Annotated in this window: 14 protein-coding genes; 5 read left to right on the top strand and 9 right to left on the bottom strand. The window is 58.9% G+C overall.

Annotated features, from left to right (window positions below; translation table 11 throughout):
- The first annotated feature begins 7 nt into the window (after positions 1–7).
- From ACP7BO_RS02010 to ACP7BO_RS01990, 5 genes are all read left to right on the top strand, one after another.
- Positions 8–682 (top strand): heavy metal response regulator transcription factor, encoded by a 675-nt coding sequence (locus ACP7BO_RS02010; RefSeq protein ID WP_060690766.1) that lies wholly within the window; start codon positions 8–10, stop codon positions 680–682.
- Positions 675–2054: a heavy metal sensor histidine kinase gene (locus ACP7BO_RS02005; protein ID WP_426208353.1), complete on the top strand. Its 1380-nt coding sequence runs from the start codon at positions 675–677 to the stop codon at positions 2052–2054. Before ACP7BO_RS02010 ends, ACP7BO_RS02005 begins: the two co-directional genes overlap by 8 nt.
- A gap of 271 nt (positions 2055–2325) precedes the next feature.
- Positions 2326–2532, top strand: a complete 207-nt coding sequence (locus tag ACP7BO_RS02000) for a hypothetical protein (protein WP_397455790.1) — start codon at positions 2326–2328, stop codon at positions 2530–2532.
- Between the two features lie 192 nt (positions 2533–2724).
- The gene (locus ACP7BO_RS01995) at positions 2725–4044 is read left to right on the top strand and encodes an OprD family porin (RefSeq protein ID WP_397455789.1); all 1320 of its coding nucleotides are present in this window, start codon (positions 2725–2727) and stop codon (positions 4042–4044) included.
- A gap of 168 nt (positions 4045–4212) precedes the next feature.
- Positions 4213–5655 (top strand): diguanylate cyclase, encoded by a 1443-nt coding sequence (locus ACP7BO_RS01990; protein ID WP_426208351.1) that lies wholly within the window; start codon positions 4213–4215, stop codon positions 5653–5655.
- A gap of 136 nt (positions 5656–5791) precedes the next feature.
- Here the strand turns inward: ACP7BO_RS01990 and lpxC are convergent, their stop codons facing one another.
- From lpxC to murD, 9 genes are all read right to left on the bottom strand, one after another.
- A complete protein-coding gene (gene lpxC / locus ACP7BO_RS01985) occupies positions 5792–6703 on the bottom strand; it encodes a UDP-3-O-acyl-N-acetylglucosamine deacetylase (RefSeq protein WP_003443572.1) in 912 nt (303 codons plus the stop codon).
- 112 nt (positions 6704–6815) lie between these two features.
- Positions 6816–8030 (bottom strand): cell division protein FtsZ, encoded by a 1215-nt coding sequence (gene ftsZ, locus ACP7BO_RS01980; RefSeq protein ID WP_060690762.1) that lies wholly within the window; start codon positions 8028–8030, stop codon positions 6816–6818.
- A gap of 71 nt (positions 8031–8101) precedes the next feature.
- On the bottom strand, positions 8102–9361 hold the full coding sequence (ftsA, locus tag ACP7BO_RS01975; RefSeq protein ID WP_003443600.1) for a cell division protein FtsA: 1260 nt from the start codon (positions 9359–9361) through the stop codon (positions 8102–8104).
- Positions 9362–9376: 15 nt separating this feature from the next.
- Positions 9377–10243 (bottom strand): cell division protein FtsQ/DivIB, encoded by an 867-nt coding sequence (locus ACP7BO_RS01970; protein WP_397455787.1) that lies wholly within the window; start codon positions 10241–10243, stop codon positions 9377–9379.
- A 4-nt stretch (positions 10244–10247) separates the two neighbouring features.
- Positions 10248–11204, bottom strand: coding sequence for a D-alanine--D-alanine ligase (locus tag ACP7BO_RS01965; protein ID WP_060690760.1), 957 nt, complete (start codon positions 11202–11204; stop codon positions 10248–10250).
- Positions 11201–12661, bottom strand: a complete 1461-nt coding sequence (gene murC / locus ACP7BO_RS01960; protein ID WP_073509502.1) for a UDP-N-acetylmuramate--L-alanine ligase — start codon at positions 12659–12661, stop codon at positions 11201–11203. The genes ACP7BO_RS01965 and murC overlap by 4 nt, the downstream gene beginning before the upstream one ends.
- Entirely contained in the window at positions 12654–13724 is a 1071-nt protein-coding gene (gene murG, locus ACP7BO_RS01955; protein ID WP_397455786.1) for an undecaprenyldiphospho-muramoylpentapeptide beta-N-acetylglucosaminyltransferase, read from the bottom strand. Before murG ends, murC begins: the two co-directional genes overlap by 8 nt.
- Positions 13714–14928 (bottom strand): putative lipid II flippase FtsW, encoded by a 1215-nt coding sequence (gene ftsW / locus ACP7BO_RS01950; protein WP_060690757.1) that lies wholly within the window; start codon positions 14926–14928, stop codon positions 13714–13716. Before ftsW ends, murG begins: the two co-directional genes overlap by 11 nt.
- Positions 14925–16271, bottom strand: coding sequence for a UDP-N-acetylmuramoyl-L-alanine--D-glutamate ligase (murD, locus tag ACP7BO_RS01945; protein ID WP_426208346.1), 1347 nt, complete (start codon positions 16269–16271; stop codon positions 14925–14927). Before murD ends, ftsW begins: the two co-directional genes overlap by 4 nt.
- Positions 16272–16276: the final 5 nt, after the last annotated feature.

Here is a 16276-nt window from a genome sequence, read left to right as displayed (position 1 = left end):
GCGGGTCATGCGAGTCCTGATAATTGAAGATGAAGAAAAAACCGCTGATTACCTGCATCGCGGCCTGACCGAGCAGGGCTACACGGTGGATGTTGCCCGTGAGGGCATCGAGGGTTTGCACCTGGCGCTGGAGAGCGATTACGCGGTGATCGTGCTCGATGTGATGCTGCCGGGCCTGGATGGTTTCGGCGTGCTGCGGGCACTGCGCGCGCGCAAGCAGACACCGGTGATCATGCTGACTGCCCGCGAGCGGGTTGAAGACCGGATTCGCGGTTTGCGCGAAGGTGCCGACGATTATCTGGGCAAGCCGTTTTCATTTCTGGAACTGGTGGCCCGCCTGCAGGCCCTTACCCGGCGCAGCGGCGGCCACGAACCGGTGCAGGTCACGGTCGACGACCTGTGGATAGATTTGATCAGTCGCAAGGCCACCCGCGCCGGAGCCCGTCTGGACCTGACGGCCAAGGAGTTTTCGCTGCTCAGCGTGCTGGCGCGGCGCCAAGGGGAGATCCTGTCCAAAACCTCCATCGCCGAGATGGTCTGGGACATCAACTTCGACAGCGACGCCAACGTGGTCGAAGTCGCGATCAAACGCTTACGCGCCAAGCTGGACGGACCATTCGAGCACAAGCTGCTGCACACCATCCGCGGCATGGGCTACGTGCTGGAGCGGCGCGGTGTTTAAGCGGCCCAATCGCCTGAACTCCATCGCCCTGCGTCTGAGCGCGATGTTTACCCTGGTCGCCCTGCTGGTGTTCGTGCTGATCGGCGGGGCGCTGTACCAGCAAGTCGACAAGGGTATTGGCCGTCTGCCCGAGGCCGAGCTGGATGCGCGCTACAGCGTGCTTGAGTCTTCGATCAATCGTTATGGAAACCCCGATCACTGGGCCAAAATCAGCGCCAAGCTCAAGCTGCTCAGTGAAGAAGACAAGCGCCTGCGGTTTTGGGCCATCAGTGGCGACCCGGAGTATGAGTACGGCAATCCCGAGGCGCCGGTACGTGAGTTCGCCAGCGGCCCGACCGGGATCCGCGACCTGTACCTGCCCGGCCAGACCTACCCGTTGAAGGTGCTGATCAGCCAGATTCCGGCCAGGGAACAACGACCGGCCCTGCGCTTCCTGACCGCCATAGACACCGAAACCTTCCGCCAGACCCAGCACCATTTGCTGGTGGCGTTGATCAGCCTGGCGTTTATCGGTGTGGTACTGGCCTCACTGCTGGGTTACTGGGTGGCCCGCATCGGCCTCAAACCCTTGATCAAACTCTCCGAGGAAGCGCTGAAACTGGCACCGCCGCGCCTGTCCGGACGCCTGCACCTGTCGCCACTGCCACCGGAGCTGGATCAACTGGTGAGCGCCTTCAACTCAACCCTGGAACGGGTCGAACAGGCTTATACACGGCTGGAGTCGTTCAATGCCGACGTGGCCCATGAACTGCGCTCGCCGCTTACCAATCTGATTGGCCAGACTCAGGTAGCGCTGACCCGTGGGCGTTCTGCCGAACATTACTTTGAGGTGCTGCAATCCAATCTTGAGGAACTGGAGCGGCTGCGCAGCATCATCAACGACATGCTGTTTCTGGCCAGTGCCGACCAGGGCAGCAAGGCCAGCAAGCTGACCCGCGCCTCACTGGCGGACGAAGTGGCAACGACCCTGGAGTACCTGGAGTTCATTCTTGAAGACGCGCGGGTCGAGGTGCGGGTCAACGGCGATGCCCAGGTCAATATCGAGAAGGCCCACCTGCGTCGGGCACTGATCAACCTGCTGAGCAATGCCGTACAGCACACAGAGGCCGGGCAACGGATTGAGGTGCAGATCGACCAGAGTGCCGAGGGCGTGACCATCAGCATCAGCAACCCGGGCGAACCGATTGCCGATGAGCATTTGCCACGGTTGTTCGAGCGTTTCTATCGGGTTGATGCCTCGCGTCACAACAGCGGGGCCAATCACGGGCTGGGGCTGGCGATCGTCAAAGCCATCGCGCAGATGCATGGCGGGGATGTGTTTGTGTACAGCGGCGAAGGGCGCAATACCTTTGGCCTGTTTTTGCCGGTTTGAGGCCCCGAGCCTATTGTGGGAGCCAGCTTGCTGGCGATGCAGGCACACCGGTGTCACTGACGTGATGCCCTCGCTAGGCCAGCTCCCACAAGACTCAGCAGTGCCTGAATACTCAATGTGTCTACCCTGCACCTCCCCGGGTTTGTTACCCAAAACGCAAAAGTTCTTGTATGAAACAGGGCTTTTTCACTGGCCACGATGGCTATAAATTGCTGACACCACACAGAACTTGCTCAGCAAGAAGGTCCTTGAAATGTCCAGCAGTATGGGTATGGCCAGCGTTTTCGTCATGTCGTCTTTGTTGTTGTCGCCCTTGGCCATGGCGGAAGAATCACCCGCGTTCGTCGCACAAAATGCGGCCCGCGCAGCGTCTTTTGATCAGGCTCAAACTGAACTGGCAGCTCGTCATCAAAACGACGCCAAGCCCGAGCAAATACAGGCTAAATCCAGCGTTTCGGATGAATCGAAAGACAGCTGAGCAAACACCTGAAGACTTCCCTACCCAGTGAGTCACGCGCGACACATGTGACTAACTGTTTCAAAAGCCGCTATTATAGCGGCTTTTTTTTGCTCTTTAATTAAGGCGCCTGCTCCTTTGGCGCCCTGTGACGGGCAGCGTAATCATCGAGAACTACAACAACTTTCGGCCCTAAAAAGGAGCTCCAACCTGGTGAAGCATTCACTCAAACTAAGTCCTTTATTCATTGCCCTGGCTGCAACGATCCCCGCTTTCGCCCACGCAGACGACGAAGCGTCCAAAGACGGTTTTATTGAAGGCTCCAGCCTCAAAATTCATACCCGAAACTATTACATGAACCACGATATCCGCAGCCCCCATGCTGACGACAGCAAGGAATGGGGCCAGGGCTTTATGGGGAAATTCGAGTCGGGCTTCACCCAGGGCGTAGTCGGTTTCGGCCTGGATGCCTATGGCATGCTCGGACTGAAGCTGGACGGCGGTGGCGGCACCGATGGCAGCAGCATCCTGCCCGTCAGTGACGGCAACGGCAAAGCGCCAACATCCTTTTCATCAGCCGGTGCCGCGCTGAAGATCCGCGCGTTTGATACCGAGCTCAAGGCCGGTGATCTGTTTTTGACCAACCCGGTTATCGCCGGCGGCGAAACCCGCATGCTGCCCCAGACTTTTCGCGGCGTCAGCCTGACCAACCACAGTTTTGACGGCTGGATGTTCGAGGGTGGTCAGGCCAGCTTCAACAAACCCTACAACCAGAGCGGCATGCGCCGCCTGACGACCACCTACGGCAACCTTGACGACCAGACCAGCAAACACCTGACCTGGGCCGGCGCGTCGTGGAGCGGTATCCCCGAAATCACCAGCAACCTGTATGCCGCCCAGCTCAAGGATGTGTGGGACCAGTACTACTACGATCTGGATTACACCTACGCCGTGTCAGACAGCATCAGCCTGAATCCGGGGCTGCATTACTATCACACCCGGGACAGCGGTAAAGCCCTGCTGGGGGATATCAACAACAACACATTCAGCCTGCATCTTGCGCTCTCTATGGCCGGACACAAGTTCACCACGGTGCTGCAGAAGGTCAATGGCAACACGCCGTTTGACTACATCAACCAGGGCGACAGCGTTTACCTCGACAACTCGCAGCAATATTCGGACTTCAACGGCCCGAACGAGCGCTCCTGGAAGCTGCAATACGAATATGATTTTGCCGGTCTGGGGATTGCCGGCCTGACGTCCAGCATCTCGTACTCGCGCGGCGAACTGGACCTGACCAAGGCTGACGCCAATAGCATCGGTTATGGCAACTGGTATAACCCCCAAGGCAAGGATGCCCATCACTGGGAGCGCGACCTGGGTCTGAAATATGTGATTCAGGATGGCAAGGCCAAAGACCTGGCGGTGAGTCTGCGCTGGGCAACCAACCGCGGCAACGATGCCTACCAGACAGTTGATAACGATGTAGACGAATACCGCGTGATCATCGACTATCCTGTCGATGTGTTTTAAATTATGAGCATAAGGCCAGCCTCTAGGCTGGCCTTATGGCAATAGGTCGCAACCTTATGTCTGGGCACGAAACGCATCAGTGAGGGTAAGGCCATTCCACACTCCCGGCGCACACATATCATCACCCGGCGCATGCTGTTCGGGGCAACAACACTCTCAGTGGTTGCCATGCTCAGTATCGTTGGCTATTTGCTGGTCAGGGAATACCGCAATACCGAGCAAGACGCCACGCGTTCGGCGTTGAACCTGGTGCAATTGATCAATCGCGACATTCGCAACACCTTTTCGCTGTATGACTCGGCGCTCACCAGCCTGATCGATTTACTGCAAAGCCAGGAACTCTCCTCTCTTGCCCCCCGAACCCGGCACGCCCTGCTCTTTGCCAGAGCCAGTGAGGCACCGTCCAATGCCGGATTTTTCGTACTGGATGCCGAAGGCAAGCTGATCGCCAGCTCCGGTGCGGCCATGCCCGTGCCTGATAAGGCCCGCGAGCAGCCATGGTTCCAGGCGCACATCAATGCTGTAGACGACGAAATCTTCATCAGCCGCCCCTTCCACTCCAGCCAGGACCCCAATGAGTGGAACGTTATCCTTAGCCGCAGGATCTCAGGTCCGGAAGGTGCATTTCGGGGGGTAGCGGTAGGTCAGATCAAATTGAGCTATTTCCAGAACATGTTCCGTGGCCTGGACATCGGGCCGACCGGCAACATCAGCCTGGTCAGCGCCGACGGCTTTCTGTTGACCCAATATCCCGGGTCAGCGCAAACCTATATCGGCCAGAATCTCAGCCAGGCCCCCAACTTCATTCGCTTCCTGAAGGAGCGACATGGCAGCTTTACTGCCATGTCCGGGATCTATCATCAGGAGCGCCTGTACAACTTCGCCCAGGTTCGCGACCTGCCGCTAGTGGTGGTGGTTGCGGTCTCGACCTCAAGTATTTTCGACAACTGGCGGCACACGGCCCTGCTGATCGGCAGTGCCACCCTTCTGTTGTGTCTGGGCCTGTTGTGGCTCACCTGGCTCCTGACCCGCGAGTTGCGCTTGCGTCATCAGGCCGAACGGGTACTTGCCGAACTGGCAGCAACCGACCCGCTGACCGGACTGGCCAATCGCCGGACACTGGACACAGCCCTTGATCTGGAATGGCGCAGAGCACAACGCTCGGGCAGTCCTGTTTCGCTGATGATGGTTGATATCGACAACTTCAAGGACTTCAATGACTCCCACGGGCATCAAGCCGGCGATGAAGCAATACGTCGCGTTGCCCAGGTCATCAAATCCCATACCCGACGCCCCGCCGACCTGGCAGCCCGTTATGGCGGCGAAGAGTTTGCCGTGATCCTGACCGAAACCGGGGCCACCGGCACCCGCCTGCTGGCTGAAAAGATTCGTGCCGCCGTCGAGGAGATGGAGCCTGTCATCGCGAACCACAAGAAACTGACTGTCAGCCTGGGCACTTGTAGCCGCTATGCAAAACCTGGCGATGACCCGCAAGCGCTGATCAGCACTGCCGACAAGGCACTTTACCAGGCCAAAAAAGGCGGCCGGAACCGGGTAGTGAACATCAACGAGACCGGGCTGAACGCATTGCGGCCCAAGCCGCACGCCTGAAGATTCCCCCGAGGCAGCAGACCTTAATGCTCGCGAGCAAGCTCGCTGCTGCAGAGTGTGTACAGCACCCACAAATTTCAGCGCAAAAAAAAGCCACCCGAGGGTGGCCTTCAAAAACTAGAGAAAGAAGTTTTACTTAAACTGCCGCAACCGGACGCATGTACGAGATCGGTGCTGTGCTGGCGTCTTCAAAGGTCACGACTTCCCATGCATCTTTCTGTTCAATCAGCTTGCGAAGCAGCTGGTTGTTCAGAGCATGGCCAGACTTGAAGCCCTTGAACTCACCAATCAGGCTATTGCCCAACAGGTAGAGGTCGCCAATAGCGTCGAGAATTTTGTGCTTCACGAATTCGTCTTCATAGCGAAGACCGTCTTCGTTCAGTACTCCATTGGCATCGACCACGATCGCGTTTTCAACGCTACCGCCGAGTGCGAGGTTGTGCTTGCGCAGGTACTCGATGTCACTCATGAAACCGAAAGTACGCGCGCGGCTGACTTCTTTTACAAACGAAGTGCTGGAAAAATCCACGGTTGCGCTTTGGGTACGGTTACGGAAAACCGGGTGATCAAAATCGATCTCGAAGCTCACCTTGAAGCCTTCGAAAGGGACGAAAGTGGCGCGCTTGTCGCCATCTTCCACTGTCACTTCACGCAGGATACGGATGAACTTCTTCGGCGCGTCCTGTTCTTCCAGGCCGGCAGATTGAATCAGAAACACGAAAGGTCCGGCGCTACCGTCCATAATCGGGACTTCAGACGCGGAGAGTTCGACGTAGGCGTTATCGATGCCCAGGCCAGCCATGGCCGAGAGCAAATGCTCTACCGTGTCTACTTTGGTATCGCCGTTGACCAACGTGGTCGACATCGTTGTCTCGCCGACGTTTTCCGCGCGGGCAGGAATCTGCACAACAGGGTCAAGGTCTGCACGACAAAACACGATGCCGGTATCCACAGGCGCAGGCTTGAGGGTCAGATAGACCTTCTCACCGGAGTGCAGGCCGACACCTGTGGCACGGATAATATTTTTCAGGGTGCGTTGTTTAATCATGGCATTGGCCGCTTCAGCGCAAATTGCGAACTGGTATCAACAAAGGCTGGCGATAATAGCAGACCGAACCTTTGCTGAATACCAATCACCTTAATCCCCCTGATTGATTTCATTAATCAGCCTGTCGACGCAGGAAAGCCGGGATGTCCAGGTAATCCAAATCGTCTTGTGGGTTGAGCTTGGCAGCAGTGGTCGCGCCTTGCTGGGCCTGATTACGCATTACGGTAGGACGATCCAGGTCACGGTAGTTCACCGCTGGCTGCTCCTGACGCTCGGTACGGGCTTCCTGACGAGCAGACGCCGTGTGTGCCGAAGAGGCTGCGTAAGAGGCTTGAACACTGTTGTCGATAACCTTGACCGGCTTCTCGATTTTAGCGCCCAGACCGGTCGCAACCACGGTCACATGCAGCTCGTCGCGCATGTCCGGATCGATAACCGTACCAACCTTGACCATGGCGTGCTCGGAAGCAAAGGCTTCGATGATGCTACCCACGTCGGAGTACTCACCCAGAGACAGGTCAGGACCGGCGGTGATGTTCACCAGGATGCCGCGTGCACCTTCCAGGTTCACGTCTTCGAGCAACGGGTTGCGGATCGCCGCTTCCGTTGCTTCACGTGCACGGTTCGGACCGCTGGCGCAGCCAGTGCCCATCATCGCCATGCCCATTTCGCTCATCACGGTACGTACGTCGGCAAAGTCGACGTTGATCATGCCCGGACGCTTGATGATGTCGGAGATACCGCGAACGGCACCGGCCAATACGTCATCGGCCTTGGCGAAAGCCGACAGCAGGCTGGCGTCCTTGCCCAGGATGGTCAGCAGTTTTTCGTTCGGAATCGTAATCAACGAATCGACGCTTTCGGACAGCAGACGAATACCTTCGTCAGCAATCTGCATGCGCTTGCGACCTTCAAACGGGAATGGACGAGTCACCACCGCAACGGTGAGGATCCCCATTTCCTTGGCCACTTCGGCAATGATCGGCGCAGCACCGGTACCGGTACCACCGCCCATGCCCGTGGTGATGAACACCATATTGGTGCCCTGCAGCACTTCAGCGATGCGCTCTCGGTCTTCCAGAGCGGCCTGACGACCGACCTCAGGATTTGCACCCGCACCCAGGCCTTTGGTCACACCGGTGCCCAATTGCAGGATGGTACGAGCGCCGATGCTTTTCAGCGCTTGCGCGTCAGTGTTGGCGCAGATGAATTCCACGCCTTCGATGTTGCTCTTAACCATATGATTAACAGCATTGCCACCGCCACCACCAACACCGATAACCTTGATTACCGGGCTTTGCGGGATGTTGTCTACGAGTTCGAACATTTTCCCTCTCCTTTCATTTCTCTAGTTTTTTCGCCTACTTCTACTGCTTTGAATCTTTTACTGCTCAAGCTTTAAAAGTTGCCCTGGACCCAGCGCTTCAGGCGCTCAAGCACAGGGGCTTTTTGTTCATCACTGCTGTAGTTGTCGCGGTTGCTGATACCCGACATGGAGATGCCGTCTGACTGCTTTTGCAGCCCGTACAGCAACAAGCCCACAGCGGTGGAGTAAATCGGATTGCGCACAACATCGGACAAGCCCTTGAAGCTGTGCGGTACGCCCAGACGAACCGGCATATGGAAGATCTCTTCGGCCAGTTCGACCGCGCCTTCCATTTTCGAAGTACCGCCGGTCAACACGATGCCAGCCGGGATCAGGTCTTCGTAGCCGCTGCGACGCAACTCGGCCTGAATCAGGGTGAACAGCTCGTCGTAACGCGGCTCGACCACTTCGGCCAGGGCCTGACGGGACAGTTCGCGCGGTGGACGATCGCCAACGCTCGGGACTTTGATGGTTTCGCCGGCACCGGCCAGTTTGGCCAGGGCGCAGGCGTAACGGATCTTGATTTCTTCGGCGTACTGGGTTGGTGTACGCAACGCCATCGCGATGTCGTTAGTCACCTGGTCGCCCGCAATCGGGATCACGGCCGTATGACGAATGGCGCCTTCGGTGAAGATCGCGATATCGGTAGTACCGCCACCGATGTCGACCAGGCACACGCCCAGTTCTTTTTCGTCGTCGGTCAGCACCGAGTAAGCCGACGCCAGTTGCTCGAGGATGATGTCGTCCACCTCAAGGCCACAGCGGCGTACGCATTTCTCGATGTTCTGTGCTGCATTCACCGCGCAGGTGACTACGTGCACCTTGGCTTCCAGACGTACGCCCGACATCCCCAGTGGCTCACGAACGCCTTCCTGGTTATCGATCACGTAGTCCTGGGGCAAGGTGTGCAGCACGCGCTGGTCTGCCGGAATCGCAACAGCCTGGGCAGCGTCAAGGACGCGCTCAAGGTCGGCGGAGCTGACTTCACGATCCCGAATCGCCACGATGCCGTGGGAGTTCAGACTGCGGATGTGATTGCCGGCCACACCGACGAACGCTGAGTGAATCCGGCAACCGGCCATCAGCTGCGCTTCTTCAATGGCGCGCTGGATCGATTGCACGGTGGACTCGATATTCACCACCACACCTTTCTTCAGGCCACGGGACGGATGCGTGCCAATACCGACGATTTCGATCGTGCCGTCTTCACCGACCTCGCCCACCAGCGCCACCACCTTGGAGGTGCCGATATCGAGACCAACGATCATTTTTCCGCTTTGCACGTTTGCCATGGGTCCTGCCTCTTCTTAATTCTTCGCGACAGCGGGTTGGGCTATCGTCGGTGCCACAGGTTCCCGCCAGCCGACGGCCAATCCGTTGGCATAACGCAAATCAATGCGCGCTATGTTTGTAATCTGTTCTTTCAGCGTTTTTTCATAGATGGCTATGAAGCGACGCATTTTTTCTACCAGGTGATCGCGCCCCAACAGCAACTCGATCCCGGGCCCTGCACTGCCGGCTCCGGTGGTCAGGAACCAGCTACCGCGTTCACGCAATTCCAGCCGGGCAATGGAGAAGCCCATCGGACGCAACATCTGGCTCAACACCTGATACTGCTGCATCACTTGCTGCTGAGCCCGTTGTGGGCCGAACAGCTGCGGCAAGTGTTCGTAATTGGCCAGCTCACGCGGGGTGAATGCCTGGCCCTGGTTGTTCAACAGCGCTTCATCACCCCAGCGGGCTACCGGCAACTGCTCTTCGAGCCGGATCACCACCTGGTCCGGCCAGACGCGACGGACCTCGGCGTGGGCAATCCAGGGCATCTGTTCAAGCTCGGTCCGCATGCCTTCCAGATCGACCGTGAAGAAGCTCGCCGCAACATAAGGGGCGATGCGCTGCTGTACGGCCTGCTGGCTGATATAGGTCAAATCACCCTGCACGTTGATGTTGGTAATCGGCCGGTCGGCGTACGGCATCAAGCGCTGTGCGCCTTCGTAGGTGCCATACCCCAGCACCACCAGCAACACGGGCCAGAACAATGCTTTCAAGAAGCCAAAATTGGCTTTTGGCAGGCGCACTGACATCGGCTCTTTAGCCACCATCCGGCTGGCACCCCGAGGTACCGGCTTGCGGCCGGGAACGGGTTGCTGATGACGAAGCGATGCGCCTTGCATGTTTTTAACCTCGAGCCTCGACGCTGGCTGCCAGAATCGACAGCACCAGCTGTTGAAAATCCAGACCGGCAGCACGGGCCGCCATCGGCACCAGGCTGTGATCGGTCATGCCCGGAGCGGTGTTGACTTCGAGCAACCAGAATTGGCCATCGGTGTCTTGCATCACGTCCAGACGGCCCCAACCGGCGATACCTATCGCCTCACAGGCTTTCGCCGTGAGGTCCATGAGTTCTTGCTCCTTGGTGCTATCAAGCCCGCACGGGATCCGATACTGAGTATCAGAGGACACGTACTTGGCGTCGTAGTCGTAGAACGAATGCGGGGTGCCCAGTGCAATAGGTGGCAGCACTTGGTCACGCAGGGTGGCGATGGTGAACTCGGGACCGGTGATCCATTGCTCAACCAACACTTGCGAGTCGTACTTACTGGCCTCTGTCCACGCAACGATCAACTCGTCAGCGCTGTTCACTTTGGCCATACCGATACTTGAACCTTCATGTGCCGGTTTGACGATCAAAGGGAAGCTCAGTTCCTTCGCCGCAGAAATACAATCGGCTTCGCTGCTCAGCACGGCATGACGCGGGGTCGGGATACCCAGGCTGTGCCACACCTGCTTGGTGCGCAACTTGTCCATTGCCAGCGCCGAGGCGAGGATGCCGCTACCGGTATAGGGAATGCCCATGTATTCGAGCAAGCCCTGGATGCTGCCGTCTTCACCGCCGCGACCGTGGAGAATGATAAAGGCACGGTCGATTTTTTCGTGCGTGATCCGGGCGATGAAATCGTCGCCGACATCGATACCGAAAGCGTTCACACCCGCACTTTGCAGCGCCTCGAGCACGGCATTGCCGGACTTCAGGGACACTGCGCGCTCAGCGCTTTTTCCACCAAACAACACGGCAACACGACCGAAGTCGGCAGGGGCAATAGTCGAGAACAGATTGGCGTAGGCAGCGGTCATTTCAACTTCCCCTCGCTGGCTGCGACAACGGCACCGGCGAACAACGGACTGTTAATGAGTTGTGGTGCCAGACGGCCGATATCGCCCGCCCCTTGGCACAACAGGATGTCGCCGGCACGCAGCAGCGGCTTGACGATCGGCGCCAGCTCAACGCCACGCTCGATGTAGATCGGGTCCAGCTGGCCACGCTGACGGATGCTGTGGCACAGCTGACGGCTGTCAGCACCCGGAATCGGCTCTTCGCCGGCCGGGTAGACTTCCATCAACAGCAGCACGTTGGCGTCGGCCAGCACCTGCACGAAATCGTCATACAGATCGCGGGTACGGCTGAAGCGATGCGGCTGGTAAACCATGACCAGGCGACGATCCGGCCAGCCACCGCGCACCGCTTTAATCACGGCCGCGACTTCGGTCGGGTGGTGACCGTAGTCATCCACCAGCATCACGTGACCACCGTCTACCGGCAGCTCGCCGTAAACCTGGAAGCGCCGGCCTACACCCTGGAAGCCGGACAGCCCCTGGACGATGGCCTCATCGCTGATGCCTTCATCAGAAGCGATGCAAATGGTCGCCAACGCATTCAGCACGTTGTGGTTGCCCGGCATGTTCACCGACACATCCAGCGGCTCGCGTTCCGGACGCAGCACCGTGAAGAAGGTTTGCATGCCTTGCTGGCGAACATTGATCGCACGCACGTCGGCGGCTTCGCTGAAGCCGTATGTGACGGTCGGACGCTTGACCAGCGGCAGGATTTCACGCACCACCGGATCATCCAGGCACAGCACGGCCAGACCGTAGAACGGCAGGTTGTGCAAAAACTCGACGAAGGTTTTCTTCAGTTTGTTGAAGTCGCCTTCGTAGGTCGCCATGTGATCGGCGTCGATGTTGGTCACCACCGCAACCATCGGCTGCAGGTGCAGGAAGCTGGCATCGCTTTCGTCAGCTTCGGCAATCAGGTATCTGCTCGTTCCAAGCTGTGCATTGGTGCCCGCTGCATTCAGGCGACCACCGATCACGAAGGTCGGATCAAGGCCACCGGCCGCGAACACCGAGGCCAGCAGGCTGGTGGTGGTGGTTTTGCCGTGGGTACCGGCTACGGCGATGCCGTGGCGATAACGCATCAGCTCGGCCAGCATTTCGGCACGAGGCACCACCGGAATACGGCGTTCCAGCGCAGTTGCGACTTCGGGGTTGGAGGTGTTCACCGCACTGGACACGACCAAAACGTCGGCATTGGCAGCGTTCTCGGCGCGGTGACCGATAAAGATGTGCGCTCCGAACGATTCAAGTCGCTCGGTAACAGGCGATGCATTCAGGTCGGAGCCCGACACTTCATAACCCAGGTTCAGCAACACCTCGGCAATGCCGCACATGCCCACGCCGCCGATTCCGACGAAGTGAATACGACGGATACGGCGCATTTCCGGTTGCGGCATGGCTTTCTGATTCTCAACCATTGGCCACCTCCAGGCAGATATCTACGACGTTGCGGGTTGCATCAGGTTTGGCCAGGCGGCGAGCGTTGGTCGCCATGCTGTTCAGTCGTTCCGGTTGCATCAAAACCTCTGTCAGGCGTGCAGCCAGTTCGGCTGCGCCAGTTGTCGCTTGCGGCATCAGGAAGGCAGCACCCTCGCGAGCCAAAAAGTCGGCATTACGGCTCTGATGGTCATCAATCGCGTGGGGCAAAGGCACCAGCAGCGATGGCAGACCGGCCGCAGCCAGTTCACTGACGGTCAGCGCGCCTGCGCGACAAACCACCATGTCGGCCCAGCCATAGGCTTGGGCCATGTCTTTGATAAAAGGCTGCACTTGAGCCTCTACACCGGCCGCTGCATAGCGCTCGGCGGTAATTTGATCGTGCTGTTTGCCGGCCTGATGAAACACTTCAGGACGCACCTGGGCCGGTACTTTGGCCAGTGCTTCAGGCAACAACTTGTTCAATGGCTCGGCCCCCAGGCTACCGCCCAGCACCAATAGGCGCGCCTTGCGGCCTTCGAGTGCAGCACGTGGAGCCAGGGTGAACAATTCAGGGCGGACCGGGTTGCCGGTACTGCGCAGCTTGTCCGATACCGCGAAAGTTTCGGGGAAGGCTTCGCACACACGGCTCGACATCGGCACCAGCAAACGGTTGGCGGTACCGGCCACGGCGTTCTGCTCGTGAATGATCACCGGCACACCGCAGGTCCGGGCGGCCAGGCCACCTGGGCCGGTCACATAACCACCAAAGCCGAGCACGCAGACCGGCTTGAGCTGACGAATGATTTTTCGCGCCTGGAACATCGCCTTGAGCAACACAAACGGGGCCTTGAGCAGCGACAGTTTGCTCTTGCCACGCAGGCCCGCCACGTTGATCCGGTGCAGGGTAAAACCTGCCGGCTCTACCAGCTCGTTCTCGATGCCACGCGGGGTTCCAAGCCAGTGCACGGTGTAGCCGCGGGCTTCGAATTCTCGCGCACAGGCCAAAGCAGGGAACACATGCCCGCCGGTGCCGCCTGCCATGATCAGCACATTAGCGCCCATGGTTCGGCTCCTCTGCGAAGTCACTTTCTTTGAAATCGGTCTCTTCGCTGCCCAGGTGGGTTCGACTCTCCCACTCGATCCGCAGCAACAAGCCCATGCACACGCAGCAAATAACCAGCGAACTGCCGCCATAGCTGAGGAATGGCAAGGTCAGACCTTTGGTTGGCAGCAAACCGACGTTTACCCCGATGTTGATCAGGAACTGACCAATCCACAGGAACGACAAGCCGTATGCCATGTAGGCCGCAAAATATTGCTTGGCCCGCTCGGCCCACAGGCCGATGTACATGCCGCGTACGCAGACGAATACAAACAGGGCCACGGTCAGCAAGGAGCCGACCACACCCAGCTCTTCAGCCAGCACCGAGAACACAAAGTCGGTGTGGGCTTCCGGCAGGTAGAACTGCTTCTGTACGCTGTTGCCCAGACCGACCCCAAACCACTCGCCGCGACCGAACGCGATCAGGGCCTGAGTCAGCTGGTAACCGGAGCCGAACTGGTCGGACCACGGGTCGGTAAAGGTGATCAATCGCGCCATACGATAAGGCTGCGCCTGGACCAGCACGAATACCGCACCGACCGCCAATGCCACCATCAGCGCAAAGCGGAACAGGCCGACACCGCCCAGGAACAACATCGCCGCCGCTGCGCCCATCATTACGACGGTGGCCCCGAAGTCAGGCTCCATCAGCAACAGACCGGCCATCGGCAGCAACACGATGAAAGGCTTGAAGAAGCCCATCCAGCTTTCACGGACTTCTTTCTGCTGGCGGACCAGATAACCGGCCAGGTAGATCACCACGAACACCTTGGCGACTTCAGAGGGCTGTACGTTAAAGAAGCTGAAACCGATCCAGCGCATCGAACCGTTTACCTCACGGCCAATGCCCGGCAGCAACACCATCACCAGCAAGCCGAACGCACCAATGAGCAACATCCAGCCCATTCGCTGCCAGGTCGCAATCGGCACCATCATGGTCAGCACGCACGCGCCCAAACCGAGCGCGATGTAAAACAGATGGCGGATCATGTGGTACAGGGAGTTACCCGACTGCAAGGCGGCAACTTCTGACGATGCCGAGGTAATCATCACCAGACCAAGACCGAGCAACGCCAGGCAACCGGCGAGAAACGCGAAGTCCAGGTCAACGCCACGGCCCGTGATCAGCGGCGAAGGATAGGGTTTGAGAATGCCGAAGATCATGTCAGGGCCTCCACTGCACGCGCAAACAGATGGCCACGCTCTTCATAATTTTTGAACATGTCGAAACTGGCGCAGGCCGGGGACAGCAATACTGCGTCACCGGAGTGTGCCAACGAACGGCTGCGCGCAATGGCCTCGTCCAGCGAGCCGACACGCACTTGCGGCACGGCATCGCCCAGGGCATCCGCGATCAGGCCTGCATCACGGCCTATCAGGACCACTGCGCGGCAATACCTGGCCACAGAGTCACGCAGGCCGCTGAAGTCAGCGCCCTTGCCATCACCGCCGGCGATCAAGACCAGCTTGCCGTCCATGTCCGCTCCCAGGCCTTCGATGGCAGCCAGTGCGGCGCCCACGTTGGTGGCCTTGGAGTCGTTGTAGTAGCTCACACCATCGAGTTCGCGCACCCACTGGCAGCGATGCTCAAGGCCGGTGAAGCTGCGCAGGCTGCTCAACATGGCGTCGAACGGCAGGCCCACGGCATGCCCCAGCGCCAGTGCCGCCAGGGCATTGGCCTGATTGTGGGCACCGCGTACTTTCAGCTCGCGGACCGGCATCAGGTTTTGAAATTCGAAGGCGAGGTATTTTTCGCCGTTTTCTTCACGCAGGCCGAAGGCCTTGAAGTCGGGCACGCCCAGACCGAACGTCCAGCACGGCAGCCCTTCGCTCATCAGTGGACGGGTCAACGCGTCCTGGCGGTTGACCACAACCTGCCGGGCACCGCGAAAAATCCGGTGTTTGGCCAGGTGGTAGGCAGGCAGGCCGCTGTAGCGGTCCATGTGGTCTTCGCTGACATTCAGCACAGTGGCCACTTCGGCACCCAACTGGTCGGTGGTTTCCAGCTGGAAGCTCGACAGTTCCATTACGTACAGCTCGATGTCATCGCTCAGCAGATCCAGCGCCGGCGTGCCAAGGTTACCGCCGACGGCGACCCGCTTGCCGGCAGCCGCAGCCATTTCACCGACCAGCGTGGTCACGGTGCTTTTGGCGTTGGAACCACTGATTGCCACGATAGGTGCCTTCGCGTTACGCGCGAACAGCTCGATGTCACCCGACAGCTTCACGCCACGGGCAGCCGCGGCCTGCAGGGCCGGAGTCGCCAATGCCAGGCCGGGGCTCACGTAGAGCTCATCGGCACGGCACAGGAATTCGACATCCAGTTCGCCACAACGCACTTCCACGTGCGGATAGTCACGGCGCAGCGTGGCCAGCTCCGGTGGATTTTCCCGCGTATCCGCCACGGCAAAGGACACGCCGCGTTGCGCCAGAAAGCGCACCAGGGACATGCCGCTCTTGCCGAGGCCGACAACGATGCGGAAGTGGTCAGAAGCGATCAGAGACACAGGTT

The sequence above is a fragment of the Pseudomonas sp. TWR2-1-1 genome, from assembly GCF_049897045.1.
Classification (GTDB): domain Bacteria; phylum Pseudomonadota; class Gammaproteobacteria; order Pseudomonadales; family Pseudomonadaceae; genus Aquipseudomonas; species Aquipseudomonas versuta.
The sequence above is the reverse complement of the archived record's forward strand: the minus strand, read 5'-3'. Positions and strand labels throughout refer to the sequence as shown.

What these genes read in the sequence shown, in the direction of transcription:
- ACP7BO_RS02010 (WP_060690766.1), top strand. Translation starts at nt 8, where the DNA reads ATGCGAGTCCTGATAATTGAAGATGAAGAAAAAACCGCTGATTACCTG.
- ACP7BO_RS02000 (WP_397455790.1), top strand. Translation starts at nt 2,326, where the DNA reads ATGGCCAGCGTTTTCGTCATGTCGTCTTTGTTGTTGTCGCCCTTGGCC.
- ACP7BO_RS01990 (WP_426208351.1), top strand. Translation starts at nt 4,213, where the DNA reads ATGCTCAGTATCGTTGGCTATTTGCTGGTCAGGGAATACCGCAATACC.
- lpxC (WP_003443572.1), bottom strand. Translation starts at nt 6,703, where the DNA reads ATGATTAAACAACGCACCCTGAAAAATATTATCCGTGCCACAGGTGTC.
- ftsZ (WP_060690762.1), bottom strand. Translation starts at nt 8,030, where the DNA reads ATGTTCGAACTCGTAGACAACATCCCGCAAAGCCCGGTAATCAAGGTT.
- ftsA (WP_003443600.1), bottom strand. Translation starts at nt 9,361, where the DNA reads ATGGCAAACGTGCAAAGCGGAAAAATGATCGTTGGTCTCGATATCGGC.
- ACP7BO_RS01970 (WP_397455787.1), bottom strand. Translation starts at nt 10,243, where the DNA reads ATGCAAGGCGCATCGCTTCGTCATCAGCAACCCGTTCCCGGCCGCAAG.
- ACP7BO_RS01965 (WP_060690760.1), bottom strand. Translation starts at nt 11,204, where the DNA reads ATGACCGCTGCCTACGCCAATCTGTTCTCGACTATTGCCCCTGCCGAC.
- murC (WP_073509502.1), bottom strand. Translation starts at nt 12,661, where the DNA reads ATGGTTGAGAATCAGAAAGCCATGCCGCAACCGGAAATGCGCCGTATC.
- murG (WP_397455786.1), bottom strand. Translation starts at nt 13,724, where the DNA reads ATGGGCGCTAATGTGCTGATCATGGCAGGCGGCACCGGCGGGCATGTG.
- ftsW (WP_060690757.1), bottom strand. Translation starts at nt 14,928, where the DNA reads ATGATCTTCGGCATTCTCAAACCCTATCCTTCGCCGCTGATCACGGGC.